This window comes from Burkholderia sp. AU45274 (assembly GCF_030482505.1).
Classification (GTDB): Bacteria; Pseudomonadota; Gammaproteobacteria; order Burkholderiales; family Burkholderiaceae; genus Burkholderia.
On sequence record NZ_JAUJQE010000012.1, the window covers coordinates 104,471 to 119,623 of the forward strand.

14 protein-coding genes are annotated in these 15,153 nt (G+C 66.9%); 8 read left to right on the forward strand and 6 right to left on the reverse strand.

The annotated features are described in order from the left end of the window. Positions 1-205 precede the first annotated feature (205 nt). From QZM35_RS31710 to QZM35_RS31725, 4 genes are all read left to right on the forward strand, one after another. Complete coding sequence (locus tag QZM35_RS31710; RefSeq protein ID WP_006484643.1) at positions 206-1,351, forward strand: homoserine O-acetyltransferase; 1,146 nt, start codon at positions 206-208, stop codon at positions 1,349-1,351. After that, positions 1,348-1,956, forward strand: a complete 609-nt coding sequence (metW, locus tag QZM35_RS31715) for a methionine biosynthesis protein MetW (RefSeq protein WP_006755281.1) — start codon at positions 1,348-1,350, stop codon at positions 1,954-1,956. The genes QZM35_RS31710 and metW overlap by 4 nt, the downstream gene beginning before the upstream one ends. Positions 1,957-2,075: 119 nt before the next feature. After that, positions 2,076-3,497, forward strand: a complete 1,422-nt coding sequence (locus QZM35_RS31720; protein WP_089426578.1) for an AmpG family muropeptide MFS transporter — start codon at positions 2,076-2,078, stop codon at positions 3,495-3,497. Further along, positions 3,487-4,524: a M48 family metallopeptidase gene (locus QZM35_RS31725; protein ID WP_301777455.1), complete on the forward strand. Its 1,038-nt coding sequence runs from the start codon at positions 3,487-3,489 to the stop codon at positions 4,522-4,524. The genes QZM35_RS31720 and QZM35_RS31725 overlap by 11 nt, the downstream gene beginning before the upstream one ends. A 31-nt stretch (positions 4,525-4,555) precedes the next feature. Here the strand turns inward: QZM35_RS31725 and QZM35_RS31730 are convergent, their stop codons facing one another. After that, positions 4,556-5,500, reverse strand: coding sequence for an AraC family transcriptional regulator (locus QZM35_RS31730; protein WP_301777456.1), 945 nt, complete (start codon positions 5,498-5,500; stop codon positions 4,556-4,558). Positions 5,501-5,727: 227 nt separating this feature from the next. Between QZM35_RS31730 and QZM35_RS31735 the strand changes: the two genes are divergently transcribed. Continuing rightward, positions 5,728-6,780: an NAD(P)-dependent alcohol dehydrogenase gene (locus QZM35_RS31735; protein WP_124581979.1), complete on the forward strand. Its 1,053-nt coding sequence runs from the start codon at positions 5,728-5,730 to the stop codon at positions 6,778-6,780. A gap of 123 nt (positions 6,781-6,903) precedes the next feature. On the opposite strand, the gene QZM35_RS31740 is transcribed toward QZM35_RS31735, so the two are convergent. The 5 genes from QZM35_RS31740 to gatC form a co-directional block, all read right to left on the reverse strand. Further along, a complete protein-coding gene (locus tag QZM35_RS31740; protein WP_089431843.1) occupies positions 6,904-7,677 on the reverse strand; it encodes an exodeoxyribonuclease III in 774 nt (257 codons plus the stop codon). Positions 7,678-7,717: 40 nt separating this feature from the next. Next, a complete protein-coding gene (locus tag QZM35_RS31745) occupies positions 7,718-8,557 on the reverse strand; it encodes a polyphosphate kinase 2 family protein (RefSeq protein ID WP_089426582.1) in 840 nt (279 codons plus the stop codon). Positions 8,558-8,676: 119 nt separating this feature from the next. Beyond that, positions 8,677-10,152 carry an Asp-tRNA(Asn)/Glu-tRNA(Gln) amidotransferase subunit GatB gene (gene gatB, locus QZM35_RS31750; RefSeq protein ID WP_089426583.1) on the reverse strand — a complete coding sequence of 492 codons (1,476 nt, stop codon included), beginning with the start codon at positions 10,150-10,152 and terminating at the stop codon, positions 8,677-8,679. A gap of 4 nt (positions 10,153-10,156) precedes the next feature. Beyond that, the gene (gatA, locus tag QZM35_RS31755) at positions 10,157-11,647 is read right to left on the reverse strand and encodes an Asp-tRNA(Asn)/Glu-tRNA(Gln) amidotransferase subunit GatA (protein WP_301777457.1); all 1,491 of its coding nucleotides are present in this window, start codon (positions 11,645-11,647) and stop codon (positions 10,157-10,159) included. Positions 11,648-11,716: 69 nt separating this feature from the next. Then, on the reverse strand, positions 11,717-12,016 hold the full coding sequence (gene gatC / locus QZM35_RS31760) for an Asp-tRNA(Asn)/Glu-tRNA(Gln) amidotransferase subunit GatC (protein WP_089426585.1): 300 nt from the start codon (positions 12,014-12,016) through the stop codon (positions 11,717-11,719). 367 nt (positions 12,017-12,383) lie between these two features. On the opposite strand from gatC, the gene QZM35_RS31765 reads away from it, so the two are divergent. The 3 genes from QZM35_RS31765 to mreD all read left to right on the forward strand — a co-directional run bounded on the left by QZM35_RS31765 (position 12,384) and on the right by mreD (position 15,132). After that, positions 12,384-13,427 carry a rod shape-determining protein gene (locus QZM35_RS31765; protein WP_004189550.1) on the forward strand — a complete coding sequence of 348 codons (1,044 nt, stop codon included), beginning with the start codon at positions 12,384-12,386 and terminating at the stop codon, positions 13,425-13,427. A gap of 125 nt (positions 13,428-13,552) precedes the next feature. Continuing rightward, positions 13,553-14,623: a rod shape-determining protein MreC gene (gene mreC / locus QZM35_RS31770; RefSeq protein ID WP_089426586.1), complete on the forward strand. Its 1,071-nt coding sequence runs from the start codon at positions 13,553-13,555 to the stop codon at positions 14,621-14,623. Further along, positions 14,620-15,132 carry a rod shape-determining protein MreD gene (mreD, locus tag QZM35_RS31775; protein ID WP_009687274.1) on the forward strand — a complete coding sequence of 171 codons (513 nt, stop codon included), beginning with the start codon at positions 14,620-14,622 and terminating at the stop codon, positions 15,130-15,132. Before mreC ends, mreD begins: the two co-directional genes overlap by 4 nt. Positions 15,133-15,153 lie beyond the last annotated feature (21 nt).

The following is a 15,153-nucleotide window of genomic DNA, read 5'->3' on the forward strand; positions in this document are numbered from 1 at the left end:
TACTTTGCCGACTGTCGCCCCTCGGGCGGCAGCCAGACACGCGCCGATTTGCTGACTCGATTGCGGGCGCGCGAACCAGCCAGGGCCTTGATTCGTCGTCGCCCGGCGGTTCACTACAAATGCGGCTAAAGAGGTCGTCAGCCGCGCATCTCCGACTCCGCGCATCGCCGACACCATTTAGCCGCCCAGTCATAAGGCGGAACGAATGGAATCGATCGGCATCGTCGCTCCACAGACCATGCACTTCGCCGAACCGCTGCGCTTGCAAAGCGGCAGCGTGATCGGCAACTATCAGCTCGTCGTCGAGACGTACGGCGAACTCAACGCCGCGCGCTCGAACGCGGTGCTCGTCTGCCACGCGCTCAACGCGTCGCACCACGTCGCCGGCGTCTACGCGGACGATCCGCGCAGCACCGGCTGGTGGGACAACATGGTCGGCCCGGGCAAGCCGCTCGACACCAACCGCTTCTTCGTGATCGGCGTGAACAACCTCGGCTCGTGCTTCGGCTCGACCGGCCCGATGAGCATCGACCCGTCGACCGGCAAGCCGTACGGCGCAAAGTTTCCGGTAGTGACCGTCGAAGACTGGGTGCACGCGCAGGCGCGCGTCGCCGACGCATTCGGCATCGAGCGCTTCGCCGCGGTGATGGGCGGCAGCCTCGGCGGGATGCAGGCGCTCGCGTGGAGCCTGATGTATCCGGAGCGCGTCGCGCACTGCATCGACATCGCGTCGACGCCGAAGCTGTCCGCGCAGAACATCGCGTTCAACGAGGTCGCGCGCTCGGCGATCCTGTCCGATCCCGATTTCCACGGCGGCGACTACTACGCGCACGGCGTGAAGCCGAAGCGCGGCCTGCGCGTCGCGCGGATGATCGGCCACATCACGTACCTGTCCGACGACGACATGGCCGAGAAATTCGGCCGTGCGCTGCGCCGCGCCGACGGCGCGCTCGACGCGTACAACTTCAGCTTCGACGTCGAGTTCGAGGTCGAGTCGTACCTGCGCTACCAGGGCGACAAGTTCGCCGACTACTTCGACGCGAACACCTACCTGCTGATCACGCGCGCGCTCGACTACTTCGACCCGGCCAAGGCGTTCGACGGCAACCTGACGGCCGCGCTCGCGCACACGCAGGCGAAATACCTGATCGCGAGCTTCTCGACCGACTGGCGTTTCGCGCCGGCCCGCTCGCGCGAGATCGTGAAGGCGCTGCTCGACAACAAGCGCACGGTCAGCTACGCGGAAATCGACGCGCCGCACGGCCACGACGCGTTCCTGCTCGACGACGCGCGCTATCACAACCTGATCCGCGCGTATTACGAACGAATCGCCAACGAGGTGGGTGCATGAACCAGCAAGCGCTGAATTCCCTGTCCGCTCGCGCGGACTTCCGCACGATCGCGCGCTGGGTCGAACCGCGCTCGACGGTGCTCGACCTCGGCTGCGGCGACGGCTCGCTGCTCGCGCTGCTGATGGAAGAACTGGACGTGACCGGCTACGGGATCGAGCTGAACGACGCGGGCGTGCTCGCGAGCGCGAAGAACGGCATCAACGTGATCCAGCAGAACCTGGAAGACGGCCTGCGCCTGTTCGAGGACCACAGCTTCGACATCGCGATCCTGTCGCAGACGTTGCAGACGATTCACCAGACGGCCGCGATCCTGCGCGAAACCGCGCGGGTCGGGCGCGAATGCATCGTGTCGTTCCCGAATTTCGGCTACTGGCCGCATCGGCTGTCGGTGCTGAACGGCCGGATGCCGGTGTCGAAGTCGCTGCCTTACCAATGGCACAACACACCGAACGTCCGGGTGCTGACGATCGAGGATTTCGAGGCGCTCGCGCCCGAAGTCGGCGTGACGATCCTCGACCGCGTGGTGCTGCACGAAGGCCAACCGATTCGATGGGGAGCGAACTGGCGTGGTAGTCTTGCTGTCTACCGCGTCAAGCGCAGCTGAGCCGGGGAGCCGTTGACGGACGCCGTCGGCCCGCACGCACGTGCAGCCGAGCCGCTGCGCGACCCGCGCCACCGCCTGCGCTGTCGCCGCAATCAGTCAACGCTATCCAGTTCCAGTCCATGTCGAAAACGCCACACGAGGCGCCCGCACTCACCGCTCACGAGGATCACCCCGGCTGGCGCGCCTACCTGAACACGCACATGCTGATCTGCGTGTTCCTGGGCTTCACGTCGGGTCTGCCCCTCTTCACGCTCGTCTACCTCGTACAGGCCTGGCTGCGCTCCGAGGGCGTGAACCTGAAGGAAATCGGCCTGTTCGCGCTGATCCAGTTCCCGTACACGTGGAAGTTCCTGTGGGCGCCGCTGATGGACCGCTACGTCCCGCGCCTGCCCGGCTGGCGGCCGGGCCGCCGGCGCGGCTGGCTGCTGCTCACGCAGCTCCTGGTCGCGGGCGCGATCGCCGCGCTCGGCTTCGTGTCGCCGCGCGACTCGATCTGGACGGTCGCCGCGCTCACCACGCTCGTCGCATTCTTTGGCGCAAGCGCCGACATCGTGATCGACGCCTATCGCCGCGAGTTGCTGCGCGATACCGAGCAGGGCCTCGGCAACGCGATCCACGTGAACGCGTACAAGCTCGCCGCGCTGATCCCCGGCTCGCTGGCGCTGATCCTGTCCGACCACCTGCCGTGGGACGTCGTGTTCGCGCTCACCGGCGCGTTCATGCTGCCGGGCATCCTGATGACGCTCGTCGTGCGCGAACCCGAAGTGATCGGCGCGCCGCCGCGCAACCTGCGCGACGCGATCGTGCTGCCGTTCCGCGAATTCATCCAGCGCGACGGCTGGGCCGGTGCGCTGCTCGTCATCGCGTTCATCTTCCTGTTCAAGATCGGCGACACGATGGCCACCACGCTGTCGACGTCGTTTTTCCTCGACATCGGCTTCTCGCGCACCGAGATCGGCATCGTCGCGAAGACCACCGCGCTCGTCGCGAGCGTGGCCGGCGGCATCATCGGCGGCGTCTGGCTCGTGAAGATCGGCATCGGCCGCGGGCTGTGGATCTTCGGCGCGCTGCAGATGGTGTCGACGCTCGGCTTCGCGTGGCTCGCGCAGCTCGGCCCCGGCTCGCCCGTGCTCGCAGTGCTCTACGACTTCACCGTGTCGACGAGCCATGCGATCGCGTCAGTGCTGTCGGTGTTCGGCATCGCGGTCACCCCGCAATTCAGCCCGATGACCGTTGCGCTCGCGCTCGTCTACGGCGTCGAAACCTTCACCACCGGCCTGACGATGGCCGCGTTCGTCGCGTACATCGCGAGCACGACCGACCCGCGCTATACGGCCACGCAGTTCGCGCTGTTCACGAGCCTCGCGTCGGTGCCGCGCACGCTCGCGTCGGCCGCGAGCGGCTTCATCGTCGCGAAGATCGGCTGGTTCGACTACTTCATCGTGTGCACCGCGCTCGCGATTCCCGGCATGCTGCTGCTGTTCAAGATCGCGCCGTGGAACGGGACCGCCCGCAATGGCGAGGCCAGCCGTGCGCAGTAACACCCTGCACCGCCTCGCGCGCGTTGCGGCTTCGTTGAGCGTCGGCGCCGCGGCGCTCGCCGCGGGGTTCGCCCATGCGACCGACACTGCCGCGGGCTCCGCGCCGGCCGCGGCTTCACCGCCGGCAAATTCAACGCCCGCCGCCCCCGCCCAGCCGGCCACCGCCGAACCCGCGCAGCCGACCGGCGGCGCCGCGTCGACGAAGGCGTATGCGCAGACCTCGCAGCAGGTCCGCTACGGCGACACCATCGCGTTTCGCACGCTGATTCCGTCGCCGCTGCTCGAGCAGCTCACCGCGAACGAATACGCGCAGATCGTGCAGGCGGCGGCCGACAGCAACCGCCTGCTGCCGGCGAACCAGCCGCGCGTGAAGCGCCTGCGCGCGATCGTCGCGAAGCTCGCGCCGTATTCGGTGAAATGGAACGACCGCGTGAAGAGCTGGGCGTGGGACGTCAACGCGATCCGCTCGCGCGACATTCGCCTGACCTGCCTGCCGGGCGGCAAGGTGCTCGTGTACGGCGGCCTGCTCGACCGCGTCCGCCTGAACGACGACGAGCTCGGCGTGCTGCTCGCGCACGGCATCGCGCATGCGCTGCGCGAACACGCGCGCAGCAACTTCAGCGCGACCTCGCAGACGTCGCTGCGCGCGGCCGCGTTGCCGCCGCTGTTCGGCGTCGGCGAACCGCTGCCGCAGGCACTGAACCTCGGCGAACGCCTGCAGTCGCTCCACTACGACCCGACCGACGAGACCGAAGCCGACGTGATCGGCGGCGACATCGCCGCACGCGCGGGCTTCGATCCGCGCGCGGCGATCACGCTGTGGGACAAGCTCGCGGTCGCGACGCGCGCGAACAAGGCAACGGGCTTCATCTATACGCACCCGTACAGCACCGCCCGCCGCCAGGACCTGCTGAACCGCCTCCCGGATCTCATGCCGCTGTACGCGAAGGCCGTGGGCAAGCGCGTCGACACACTGCCCGATTACGCGGGCATCAGCGCGCAGCGTCGCAAGGTCGTGCGGCGCTGAGCGCCCCGCGCGGCCAAGCGCGACGCCCCCCCTACGCATCCACCTCCGCCGCGACCGGCCGGGCGCCGCTTTCGCGCATCCAGCGCACCTCGTCACCCGGGCTACGGCCGAACAGCCGCTTGAACTCGCGGCTGAACTGCGACGCGCTCGCATAGCCGACCCGCGCGGCCGCCGCGCCGGCGCCGATCCCGTCCTGCACCATCATCAGCCGAGCCTGGTGCAGGCGTGCCGCCTTCACGTACTGCATCGGCGACGTCGCCGTCACGTGCTTGAACTGCGCGTGGAACACCGCGAGGCTCATGCCGGCCTCGCGCGCGAGCGTCTCGACGTCGAGATCGGCCTTCAGGTCCGCATGGATGCGCCGCAGCGCCTTCGCGACGCGGCCGAAGTGATGCTGCTGGACGAGCGCCGCGCGGATCGCGTCGCCCTGCTCGCCCGTCAGCACCCGATACGCGATCTCGCGCATGATCGCGGGGCCCAGCACGCGCGTGTCGTGCGGCGACGCGAGCGCTTCGAGCAGTCGCAGCACGGCATCCGCCAGCGGCGCGTCGAGCGGCGTCGAATCCACGCCGAGCGGCTCGCTGACGGGCGCACCGAGCGTCTCGTCGAGCAGGATCGCGAGCTCGGCGATCACCGCGAGATCGACGCGGATCGAGATCGCGAGAAACGGCTCGTCATGGCTCGCGAAGGTCTCGCATTCGAACGGCAGCGGCACCGACAGCACGAGATACTGCTGCGCGTCGTAGACGAACGAGCGCTCGCCGAGATAGCCGAGCTTGCGCCCCTGGCACACGACGACGATGCTCGGCTCGTACAACACGGGCATGCGCGGCGCCGGACGGCTCACGCGGATGAAGCGCACGCCGTCGAGCGCCGCGAGCGTGTCGCCCTCGTTCGGCGCGAGGCGCGTATGCAGCTCGACCATGCGGCGCTGCACACGGTCGCCCGTGTCGGTGAAAAGGGGCTCGAAGCTCATCTGCGTGGTCCTGTCCGGCAAGAGAATCTGGCTCGCAATGTAGCACTCTGAACATGTTTTGACGGCTGTTTGCACGCAGTTAGAGAGGAATAGGCAAATCTTCCAGACCTTCGGGTATTTCACTGCGGCGCCGCGCTCCTTACGATGACGTCCTGCCTCGCCGCATCGCCACATGATGCGACGGCAGTCTGTTTCGCCGGATGCTTTCCGGACAAGGAGCCCATCGCATGAGCACTACCTATGCCTACGCGGCGACCGATTCGCGCTCGCCGCTCGCCCCGTTCGAATTCCAGCGTCGCGCGCTGCGCGACCTCGACGTCCAGATCGACGTCCTCTACTGCGGCGTCTGCCACTCGGACCTGCACCAGGCCCGTAACGAATGGCGCAACACGATCTATCCGGTCGTGCCGGGCCATGAAATCGTCGGCCGCGTGACCGCGACCGGCCCGGACGTGACGCGCTTCAAGGTCGGCGAGCTGGTCGGCGTCGGCTGCCTCGTCGATTCGTGCCGCACCTGCGCGAGCTGCGCCGACGGCCTCGAGCAATATTGCGAGAACGGCTTCGTCGGCACCTACAACGGCCAGGATCGCGTGACGGGCGACATCACGTTCGGCGGCTATTCGACACAGCTCGTCGTCGATGAGGCGTTCGTGCTGCGCGTGCCCGAGACGCTCGACCCGGCCGGCGCCGCACCGCTCCTGTGCGCGGGGATCACGACCTACTCGCCGCTGCGGCAGTGGAACGTCGGCCCCGGCAAGAAGGTCGGCATCGTCGGGCTCGGCGGCCTCGGCCACATGGGCGTGAAGCTGGCGCGCGCAATGGGGGCGCACGTCGTGCTGTTCACCACGTCGCCGTCGAAGATCGAGGACGGCAAGCGGGTCGGCGCGCACGAAGTCGTGATCTCGAAGGACGAGGCGCAGATGAACGCGCACCTGAACAGCTTCGACTTCATCCTGAACACGGTCGCCGCGCAGCACGACCTGAACCCGTTCCTGCACCTGCTCAAGCGCGACGGCACGATGACGCTGGTCGGCGCGCCGGAGCACGACCATCCGTCGCCGCAGGTGTTCAACCTGATCTTCAAGCGCCGCCGCCTCGCCGGCTCGCTGATCGGCGGGATCGCGGAAACGCAGGAAATGCTCGACTTCTGCGCGGAGCACGGAATCACGTCGGATATCGAAACGATTCCGATGCAGCAGATCAACGCGGCCTACGAGCGGATGCTGAAGAGCGACGTGAAGTACCGGTTCGTGATCGACATGGCGTCGATCAAGCAGTAAGCGACGAAGGCGATACGCACGATCGCCGCCCCAAGCGAAACGGGCCGCATGTTCGACATGCGGCCCGTTTTTACATCCGGCTGCTGCGCGCGCGGCGCAGCGCGGAACGTCACTCGCGGAACATCACTTCTTGTAGTCGTAGTCCACCGTCAGCGGCGCATGGTCGCTGAACTTGATGTCCTTGAAGATCGACGTGCTTTTCGCGGTGCCGGCGATACCCGGCGTCGCGATCTGGTAATCGATCCGCCACCCGACGTTCTTCGCATACGCCTGGCCGCGGTTGCTCCACCACGTGTACTGCTCCGGGCGCTGATCGAGCGTGCGGAACACGTCGACATAGCCGACATCGTCGAACAGCTTCGTGAGCCACTCGCGCTCTTCCGGCAGGCAGCCCGAATTCTTCTGGTTGCTCTTCCAGTTCTTGATGTCGATTTCCTTGTGGACGATGTTCACGTCGCCGCACAGGATCACCTCGCGCTTTTTCTTCAGCGCGGCGAGGTGCGGCATGAACTCGTCCATGAAGCGGTACTTCGCCTGCTGGCGCTCTTCGCCGCTCGAGCCGGACGGCACGTACACCGACACGACCGACAGCTTGCCGTAGCGCGCCTCGACATAGCGCCCTTCGGCATCGAATTCGCTGCTGCCGAAGCCGATGATCACGTCATCGGGCTCGCGGCGGCTGTACACGCCCGCGCCGCTGTAACCCTTCTTCTCGGCATGGTGAAAATAGCTCTTGAAGCCGTGCGGCTCGACGAATTCGGCCGGAAGATCATCGGCCGAGACCTTGATTTCCTGCACGCACACGCAATCGGCGTTCTGTTCGCCGAGCCACTCGAAGAAGCCCTTCTTCGCGGCGGAGCGGATGCCGTTCAGGTTGGCGGTAATCACTCGCATCATGTCGGATTCCGTTCAGTTCGATGTTTTTCAGGGGGGCAGCTTAGCGGATCTTCACGCCTTCGAGCTCGGGCTTCGGCGGCGGGAATTCCAGCTTCATGTCGGTCATCGTGCGCAGCAGCAGCTCGGCGATCATCACGTTGCGGTGCGTCTTCGAGTTCGCCGGGATCACGTACCACGGCGCATGCTCGGCGGACGTCGCGGCAAGCGCGTCGCGGTAGGCGGACTGGTACGCGTCCCAGTGCTTGCGCGCGTCGAGATCGGAGATGTCGAACTTCCAGTGCTTGGTCGGATCGTCGATGCGTGCCTGCAGCCGCGCGCGCTGCTCGTCCTTCGAGATGTGCAGGAAGCACTTGATGATCGTCGTGCCGTTCTCGACCAGCATCGTCTCGAAATCGCGGATCTGCCGATAGCGGCGCTCGCATTCCTTCGTGTCGATCAGGTCGAGCACGCGCGGCACGAGCACGTCTTCATAGTGGCTGCGGTTGAAGATCGCGAGCTCGCCCGCGGCCGGCGCCTGCGCATGCACGCGCCACAAGAAGTCGTGCGCGGCCTCGATCGGCGTGGGCGCCTTGAACGACACGACGCGCAGGCCGAGCGGATCGACCTCGCGGAACACCGCGCGCACGGTGCCGTCCTTGCCGCTGGTGTCCATCCCCTGCAGCACGAGCAGCACGCGCTTCTTCTGCTGCGTGTGCAGGCGCTCCTGCTGCACGTCGAGCTCGGTCGACACGACCGACAGCCGTGCGCGGTCGTCGTCCTTCGAACCGGACGAGAACGGCTTCGCGGCCGGGTCGAACGCATCGAGCTTGAATGCTGCGGCTTCCTTCTCGCGCGTGCAGTACGGCACGCGGAAATCGTCGAGCGACGGTTGTTTCGCCATTCGTTCCTCCGTTGGACGCTGTGGTGCATACGATAACGCATCCACCAAAACGCAACGGGCCGCCCCGATCCGGTTCGGGGCGGCCCGTCGTCATGCGCGGTTCAGGCGCGCGGTCATGCTCAGCCGAGCTTCTTCTTCAGCAGCTCGTTGACCTGCTGCGGATTGGCCTTGCCCTTCGTCGCCTTCATTGCCTGGCCGATCAGCGCGTTGAACGCCTTTTCCTTGCCCGCGCGGAATTCCTCGACCGACTTCGCGTTCGCCGCGAGCACTTCGTCGATGATCGCTTCCAGCGCGCCGGTGTCGGAGATCTGCTTCAGCCCCTTCGCGTCGATGATGCGGTCGGCCGCGCCTTCGTCGGTCGCCTTCTCGTCCCAGATCGTCGCGAAGATTTCCTTCGCGATCTTGTTCGAGATCGTGCCGTCGGCGATGCGCTGCAGCACGAGCGCGAGCTGCGCGGCCGAGACCGGAATCGCGTCGATCTCGATGCCGTCGCGGTTCAGCTGCGACGAAACGTCGCCCATCAGCCAGTTCGCGGCGATCTTCGCGTTCGCGGTGCCGGCCTTCGCGACCACGGCCTCGAAGTACGCGGCCATCGCCTTGCTCGACGTCAGCACGCCCGCGTCGTACGCGGACACGCCGTATTCGTCGGCGAAGCGCTGCTGCATCGCGGCCGGCAGCTCGGGCATCCCGGACTGCACGCGCTCGATCCAGTCCTGGCCGATCACGAGCGGCATCAGGTCGGGGTCGGGGAAGTAGCGGTAGTCGTGCGCGTCTTCCTTGCTGCGCATCGAACGCGTCTCGCGCTTGTCCGGATCGTAGAGGCGCGTTTCCTGCACGACTTCGCCGCCGTCCTCGATCAGCTCGATCTGGCGACGCACTTCGTAGTTGATCGCTTCCTCGAGGAACCGGAACGAGTTCAGGTTCTTGATTTCCGCGCGCGTGCCGAACTTCTCCTGGCCGACCGGACGCACCGACACGTTCGCGTCGCAGCGGAACGAGCCTTCCTGCATGTTGCCGTCGCAGATGCCGAGCCACACGACGAGCCCGTGCAGCGCCTTCGCGTAGGCCACCGCCTCGGCCGCGCTGCGCATTTCCGGCTCGGTGACGATCTCGAGCAGCGGCGTGCCCGCTCGGTTCAGGTCGATCCCCGTCATCCCGGCGAAGTCTTCATGCAGTGACTTGCCGGCATCTTCCTCGAGGTGCGCGCGGGTCAGGTTGACCGTTTTTTCGTACGCTTCCTTGCCGGCCTTTTCGTTGGCGGGCACCTGGATCGTGATCTGGCCGCCCTGCACGACCGGAATCTCGTACTGGCTGATCTGATAGCCCTTCGGCAGATCGGGGTAGAAATAATTCTTGCGCGCGAAGATGCTGCGCGGCGCGATGGTCGAGCCGATCGCGAGGCCGAAGCGGATCGCGCGTTCGACCGCGCCGCGGTTCAGCACCGGCAGCACGCCCGGCAGCGCCAGGTCGACCGGGCAGGCCTGCGTGTTCGGCTCGGCGCCGAACTGCGTCGACGCGCCCGAGAAAATTTTCGAGACGGTCGACAGTTGCGCGTGCGTCTCGAGACCGATGACGACTTCCCATTGAGTAGTCATATGCTTACACCCCTGCCGGAACTTGCTTGTGCCAGTCGGTCGCGCGCTGGAACGCGTCGGCGACCTGCAGCATCCGGGCTTCGTTGAAATAGTTGCCGATGATCTGCAGGCCGACCGGGCGCTTCGCATTCGCGCCCGCGCCGAAGCCGCACGGCACGCTCATGCCGGGCAGGCCGGCGAGGCTCACCGACAGCGTGTAGATATCCGCGAGATACATCTGCACCGGATCGTCGCCCTTCGAGCCGAGATCCCATGCGACCGTCGGCGACGCCGGGCCCATGATCACGTCGCAGGACTTGAACGCTTCCTGGAAATCGTTCGCGATGATGCGGCGGATTTTCTGCGCCTGCAGGTAGTACGCGTCGTAGTAGCCGTGCGACAGCACGTACGCGCCGACCAGGATCCGGCGCTTCACTTCAGGCCCGAAGCCTTCCGCGCGCGACTTCTTGTACATGTCGAGCAGGTCGCCGTACTGCGCGGCGCGGTGGCCGAAGCGCACGCCGTCGAAACGCGACAGGTTCGACGACGCTTCCGCCGGCGCGATCACGTAGTACACGGGGATCGACAGTTCCGTCTTCGGCAGCGACACGGGCACGAGCGTCGCGCCGAGCGCTTCGTATTGCTTGAGCGCCGCGTCGATCGCCGCGCGCACGTCGTCGGCGAGGCCCGCGCCGAAATACTCGTTCGGCAGGCCGATGCGCAGGCCGGCGAGCGGCTTGCCCGCATCGTTGCCGGCGGCCCACGGCTGGCCGAGGTGGCGCGTGAAATCCTCGTCGTCGCGCTCGAGGCTCGTCGAGTCGCGCTCGTCGAAGCCGGCCATTCCGTTCAGCAGCAGCGCGCAGTCGGACGCGCTCTGCGCCATCGGGCCGCCCTGGTCGAGCGACGACGCGAACGCGATCATCCCGTAGCGCGACACGCGGCCGTAGGTCGGCTTGATGCCGGTGACGCCCGCGAACGATGCGGGCTGGCGGATCGAGCCGCCGGTGTCGGTGCCGGTCGCGGCCGGCGCGAGGCGCGCGGCCACGGCGGCCGAGCTGCCGCCCGAGCTGCCGCCCGGCACCGCGTTCGTGTCCCACGGGTTCTTCACCGCGCCGAACGCCGAATTCTCGTTCGACGAGCCCATCGCGAACTCGTCCATGTTGGTCTTGCCGAGCGTGACCATGCCGGCCGCCTGCAGGCGGGCGACGACGGTCGCGTCGAACGGGCTCTCGTAGTTCGCGAGCATCTTCGAGCCGGCGGTCGAGTGCCAGCCGCGCGTGACGAAGACATCCTTGTGCGCGATCGGCAGGCCGGTGAGCGCGCCGCCCGCGCCGCGCGCGAGCTCGGCATCGGCGGCTTTGGCCTGCGCGAGGGTGAGATCGGCGTCGACGTGGACGAACGCGTTCAGGTCGCGCGCGGCTTCGATCCGTTTCAGGTAGAGCTGCGCGAGCTCGACGGCCGAGCATTCCTTGGCGGCGAGCGCGGCGCGCAGTTCGGTCAGGCTTTTTGCGTGCATTGAGTGGTTTTCCTGGGAATTCTGGGTGGCGCGCGGCGCAGCGGCGGCGGCGCGCTTGTCATCGAATGCTTACTCGATCACCTTCGGCACGAGATAGAGGCCGTCCTGGACGGCCGGCGCCGGACGCTGGTTGTCGTCGCGATTGACGACTTCCGTCACGGCGTCGTCGCGCAGGCGCTGCGCGACTGCCTGGATCTGTTCGATCGGGTGGGCGAGCGGCGCGATGCCGGCGGTGTCGACCGCCTGCATCTGCTCGACGAGGCCGAAGAGTTCATTGAGCTGGCCGAGCATGTGCTCGGCGTCGGCGTCGGCCATTTCGAGTCGCGCCAGGTGCGCGATGCGTTTCACATCGGTCAGGGTCAGGGCCATGCGATCACCGGAAAAACAAGGCTGCGCAGCGCATCAAAAGCAGCGCTGCGGCGGGGGGTTGGAGGGTGCGATCCCACCCTCAAAAATCGGGGCCGAAGCGGCAAAAATACCGCCCGTTTCGATTCAAATACCGTGAAATTATAAGGTATCATTACGCGTTCGACCCAAACCCGGCAGCCTTTTCCCGCACCGTTTCGCCCCGCTTCGGCAGGCCGTGCGTGCATCGTGCGATCCCCGGTAGACATCACTCGCAGCTTCGTGCGCCGCGGCGGCCGCTTCCGCCACGCTTCCCGAGGCTGTTATTTTTTCCGCTGCCGCCCTCAGCGCTCGCTATGCAGGGCCGGCCCAGAGCGAAACAGGATTCTGAATGTTCGGTTTTTTGCGCAGCTACTTCTCCAACGATCTCGCGATCGACCTCGGCACCGCAAACACCCTGATCTACATGCGCGGCAAGGGCATCGTGCTCGATGAGCCCTCCGTCGTGTCGATCCGCCAGGAAGGCGGCCCCAACGGCAAGAAGACCATCCAGGCAGTCGGCAAGGAAGCCAAGCAGATGCTCGGCAAGGTGCCGGGCAACATCGAGGCGATCCGCCCGATGAAGGACGGCGTGATCGCCGACTTCACCGTCACCGAGCAGATGATCAAGCAGTTCATCAAGACGGCCCACGAGTCGCGCATGTTCTCGCCGTCGCCGCGCATCATCATCTGCGTGCCGTGCGGCTCGACCCAGGTCGAGCGCCGCGCGATCAAGGAAGCCGCGCACGGCGCCGGCGCCTCGCAGGTCTACCTGATCGAAGAGCCGATGGCCGCTGCGATCGGCGCGGGCCTGCCGGTGTCGGAAGCCACCGGCTCGATGGTCGTCGACATCGGCGGCGGCACGACGGAAGTCGGCGTGATCTCGCTCGGCGGGATCGTGTACAAGGGTTCGGTGCGCGTCGGCGGCGACAAGTTCGACGAGGCGATCGTCAACTACATCCGCCGCAACTACGGGATGCTGATCGGCGAACAGACCGCCGAGGCGATCAAGAAGGAAATCGGCTCCGCGTTCCCGGGCTCCGAAGTCAAGGAAATGGAAGTGAAGGGCCGCAACCTGTCGGAAGGCATTCCGCGCAGCTTCACGATCTCCAGCAACGAAATCCTCGAAGCGCTGACCGATCCGCTGAACCAGATCGTGTCGTCGGTGAAGATCGCGCTCGAACAGACGCCGCCGGAACTCGGCGCCGACATCGCCGAACGCGGGATGATGCTGACGGGCGGCGGCGCACTGCTGCGCGACCTCGATCGCCTGCTCGCGGAAGAAACCGGCCTGCCGGTGCTCGTCGCGGAAGATCCGCTCACCTGCGTCGTACGCGGTTCGGGCATGGCGCTCGAGCGCATGGACAAGCTGGGCAGCATCTTCTCGTACGAGTGATCGTCCAGGCAGTTCCCTGACATGACGCAACCGCGGCGTGGCCGGCTCGCTCGTTTAGAACGAACCGCCGCGCCGTTTGCGCGTCTGAGCATCATTTAACCGATCATTCGCGCCCGGCGCCGACCATGGAATACAGTCCGCCGCCCCTCTTCAAGCAAGGTCCGCCCGCGCTCGCGCGGCTCATCTTCTTCGTTGCCCTCGCCATCGCGCTCCTCGTCTCGGACGCGCGCTTCAGCACGCTCGAAATCGTCCGCGGCGTGCTCGGCACCGTGCTCTATCCGCTGCAGCGCGCCGCGCTCGTGCCGCGCGACCTGTTCATGGGCGCGGCCGACATCGCCGTCACCGGCGCGTCGCTGCGCCACGAGAACGACGACCTCCGCAAACGCAACCTGCAGCTGTCCACGCAAGCCAACCAGGCCGCCGTGCTCACGCAGGAGAACGCGCACCTGCGCGCGGTGCTCGAGCTGCGCCAGCACATCGCGACACAGTCGACGCCGGCCGAGATCCAGTACGACACGAGCGATCCGTTCACGCAGAAGATCGTGATCGGCCAGGGCTCCCAGCAAGGCATCCAGAACGGCGCGCCCGTCGTGAGCGAAAACGGCGTGGTCGGCCAGGTCACGCGCGTGTTCCCGCTGCAGTCCGAAGTCACGCTGGTCACCGACCGCGATCTCGCGATTCCCGTGCAGGTGCTGCGCACCGGCCTGCGCAGCGTGATCTACGGCACGCCGAAGGGCGATTCGCTCGATTTGCGCTTCGTGCCGACCAGCGCGGATCTCGTCGTCGGCGACGAGCTCGTCACGAGCGGCCTCGACGGCGTCTATCCGCCCGGCCTGCCGGTCGCGAAGGTCGTGCGCGTCGACAAGCTCGCCGATACGGCGTTCGCACGCGTGACCTGCGCGCCGATCGCCGCCGTGCGCGGCGCGCGCCAGATGCTCGTGCTGCATTACCAGAACGACATCCCGCCGCGCCCGGCCGAGCCCGATCCGGCCGCCGACAAGAACGCGAAGGGCAAGAAGGGCGCGAAAGCCGCCGCGAAGGGCGAGAAGAGCGAGAAGGCCGACAAGGCTGACGCGAACGCGAAGCCGGCCGCCGCGGCCCAGCCCGGCGCAAAGCCTGCGGCGCCGGCCGCCCCGGCCAAGCCCGCCGCCACGCCCGCGAAGCCCGCGGCCGGGCAATCAGGAGCCCAGCGATGAATCGCCCGCAATACATCCTGCAGCCGGTCAATCCGTACTTCATCGTCTTCAGCCTCGCCGCCGCGTTCCTGCTGAACCTGATGCCGTGGGGCCGCCTGCCCGGCGTGCCCGACTTCGTCGCGCTCGTGCTGCTGTTCTGGAACATCCACCAGCCGCGCAAGGTCGGGATGGGCGTCGCGTTCGCGCTCGGCATCCTGATGGACGTGCATGACGCGGGGCTGCTCGGCGAGCATGCGCTCGCCTATACGCTGCTGTCGTACGGCGCGATCACGATCCACCGCCGCGTGCTGTGGATGCCGATCGGCGTGCAGGTGCTGTACGTCACGCCGCTCCTGGTCGTCGCGCAGCTCGTGCCGTTCGTGATCCGCCTCGTGATGGGCGCCGCGTTCCCGGGCTGGCGCTACCTGGTCGACGGCTTCGTCGAAGCCGCGCTGTGGCCGATCGCGAGCCACCTGCTGCTGATGCCGCAACGCCGCCCGGTCGATCCGGACGATACGCGCCCCATCTGAGCCAGGGGCCTGCCTTGAATA

Coding starts and splice junctions, on each gene's coding strand:
- QZM35_RS31710 (WP_006484643.1), top strand. CDS start 206: ATGGAATCGATCGGCATCGTCGCTCCACAGACCATGCACTTCGCCGAA.
- metW (WP_006755281.1), top strand. CDS start 1,348: ATGAACCAGCAAGCGCTGAATTCCCTGTCCGCTCGCGCGGACTTCCGC.
- QZM35_RS31720 (WP_089426578.1), top strand. CDS start 2,076: ATGTCGAAAACGCCACACGAGGCGCCCGCACTCACCGCTCACGAGGAT.
- QZM35_RS31730 (WP_301777456.1), bottom strand. CDS start 5,500: ATGAGCTTCGAGCCCCTTTTCACCGACACGGGCGACCGTGTGCAGCGC.
- QZM35_RS31735 (WP_124581979.1), top strand. CDS start 5,728: ATGAGCACTACCTATGCCTACGCGGCGACCGATTCGCGCTCGCCGCTC.
- QZM35_RS31740 (WP_089431843.1), bottom strand. CDS start 7,677: ATGATGCGAGTGATTACCGCCAACCTGAACGGCATCCGCTCCGCCGCG.
- QZM35_RS31745 (WP_089426582.1), bottom strand. CDS start 8,557: ATGGCGAAACAACCGTCGCTCGACGATTTCCGCGTGCCGTACTGCACG.
- gatB (WP_089426583.1), bottom strand. CDS start 10,152: ATGACTACTCAATGGGAAGTCGTCATCGGTCTCGAGACGCACGCGCAA.
- gatA (WP_301777457.1), bottom strand. CDS start 11,647: ATGCACGCAAAAAGCCTGACCGAACTGCGCGCCGCGCTCGCCGCCAAG.
- gatC (WP_089426585.1), bottom strand. CDS start 12,016: ATGGCCCTGACCCTGACCGATGTGAAACGCATCGCGCACCTGGCGCGA.
- QZM35_RS31765 (WP_004189550.1), top strand. CDS start 12,384: ATGTTCGGTTTTTTGCGCAGCTACTTCTCCAACGATCTCGCGATCGAC.
- mreC (WP_089426586.1), top strand. CDS start 13,553: ATGGAATACAGTCCGCCGCCCCTCTTCAAGCAAGGTCCGCCCGCGCTC.
- mreD (WP_009687274.1), top strand. CDS start 14,620: ATGAATCGCCCGCAATACATCCTGCAGCCGGTCAATCCGTACTTCATC.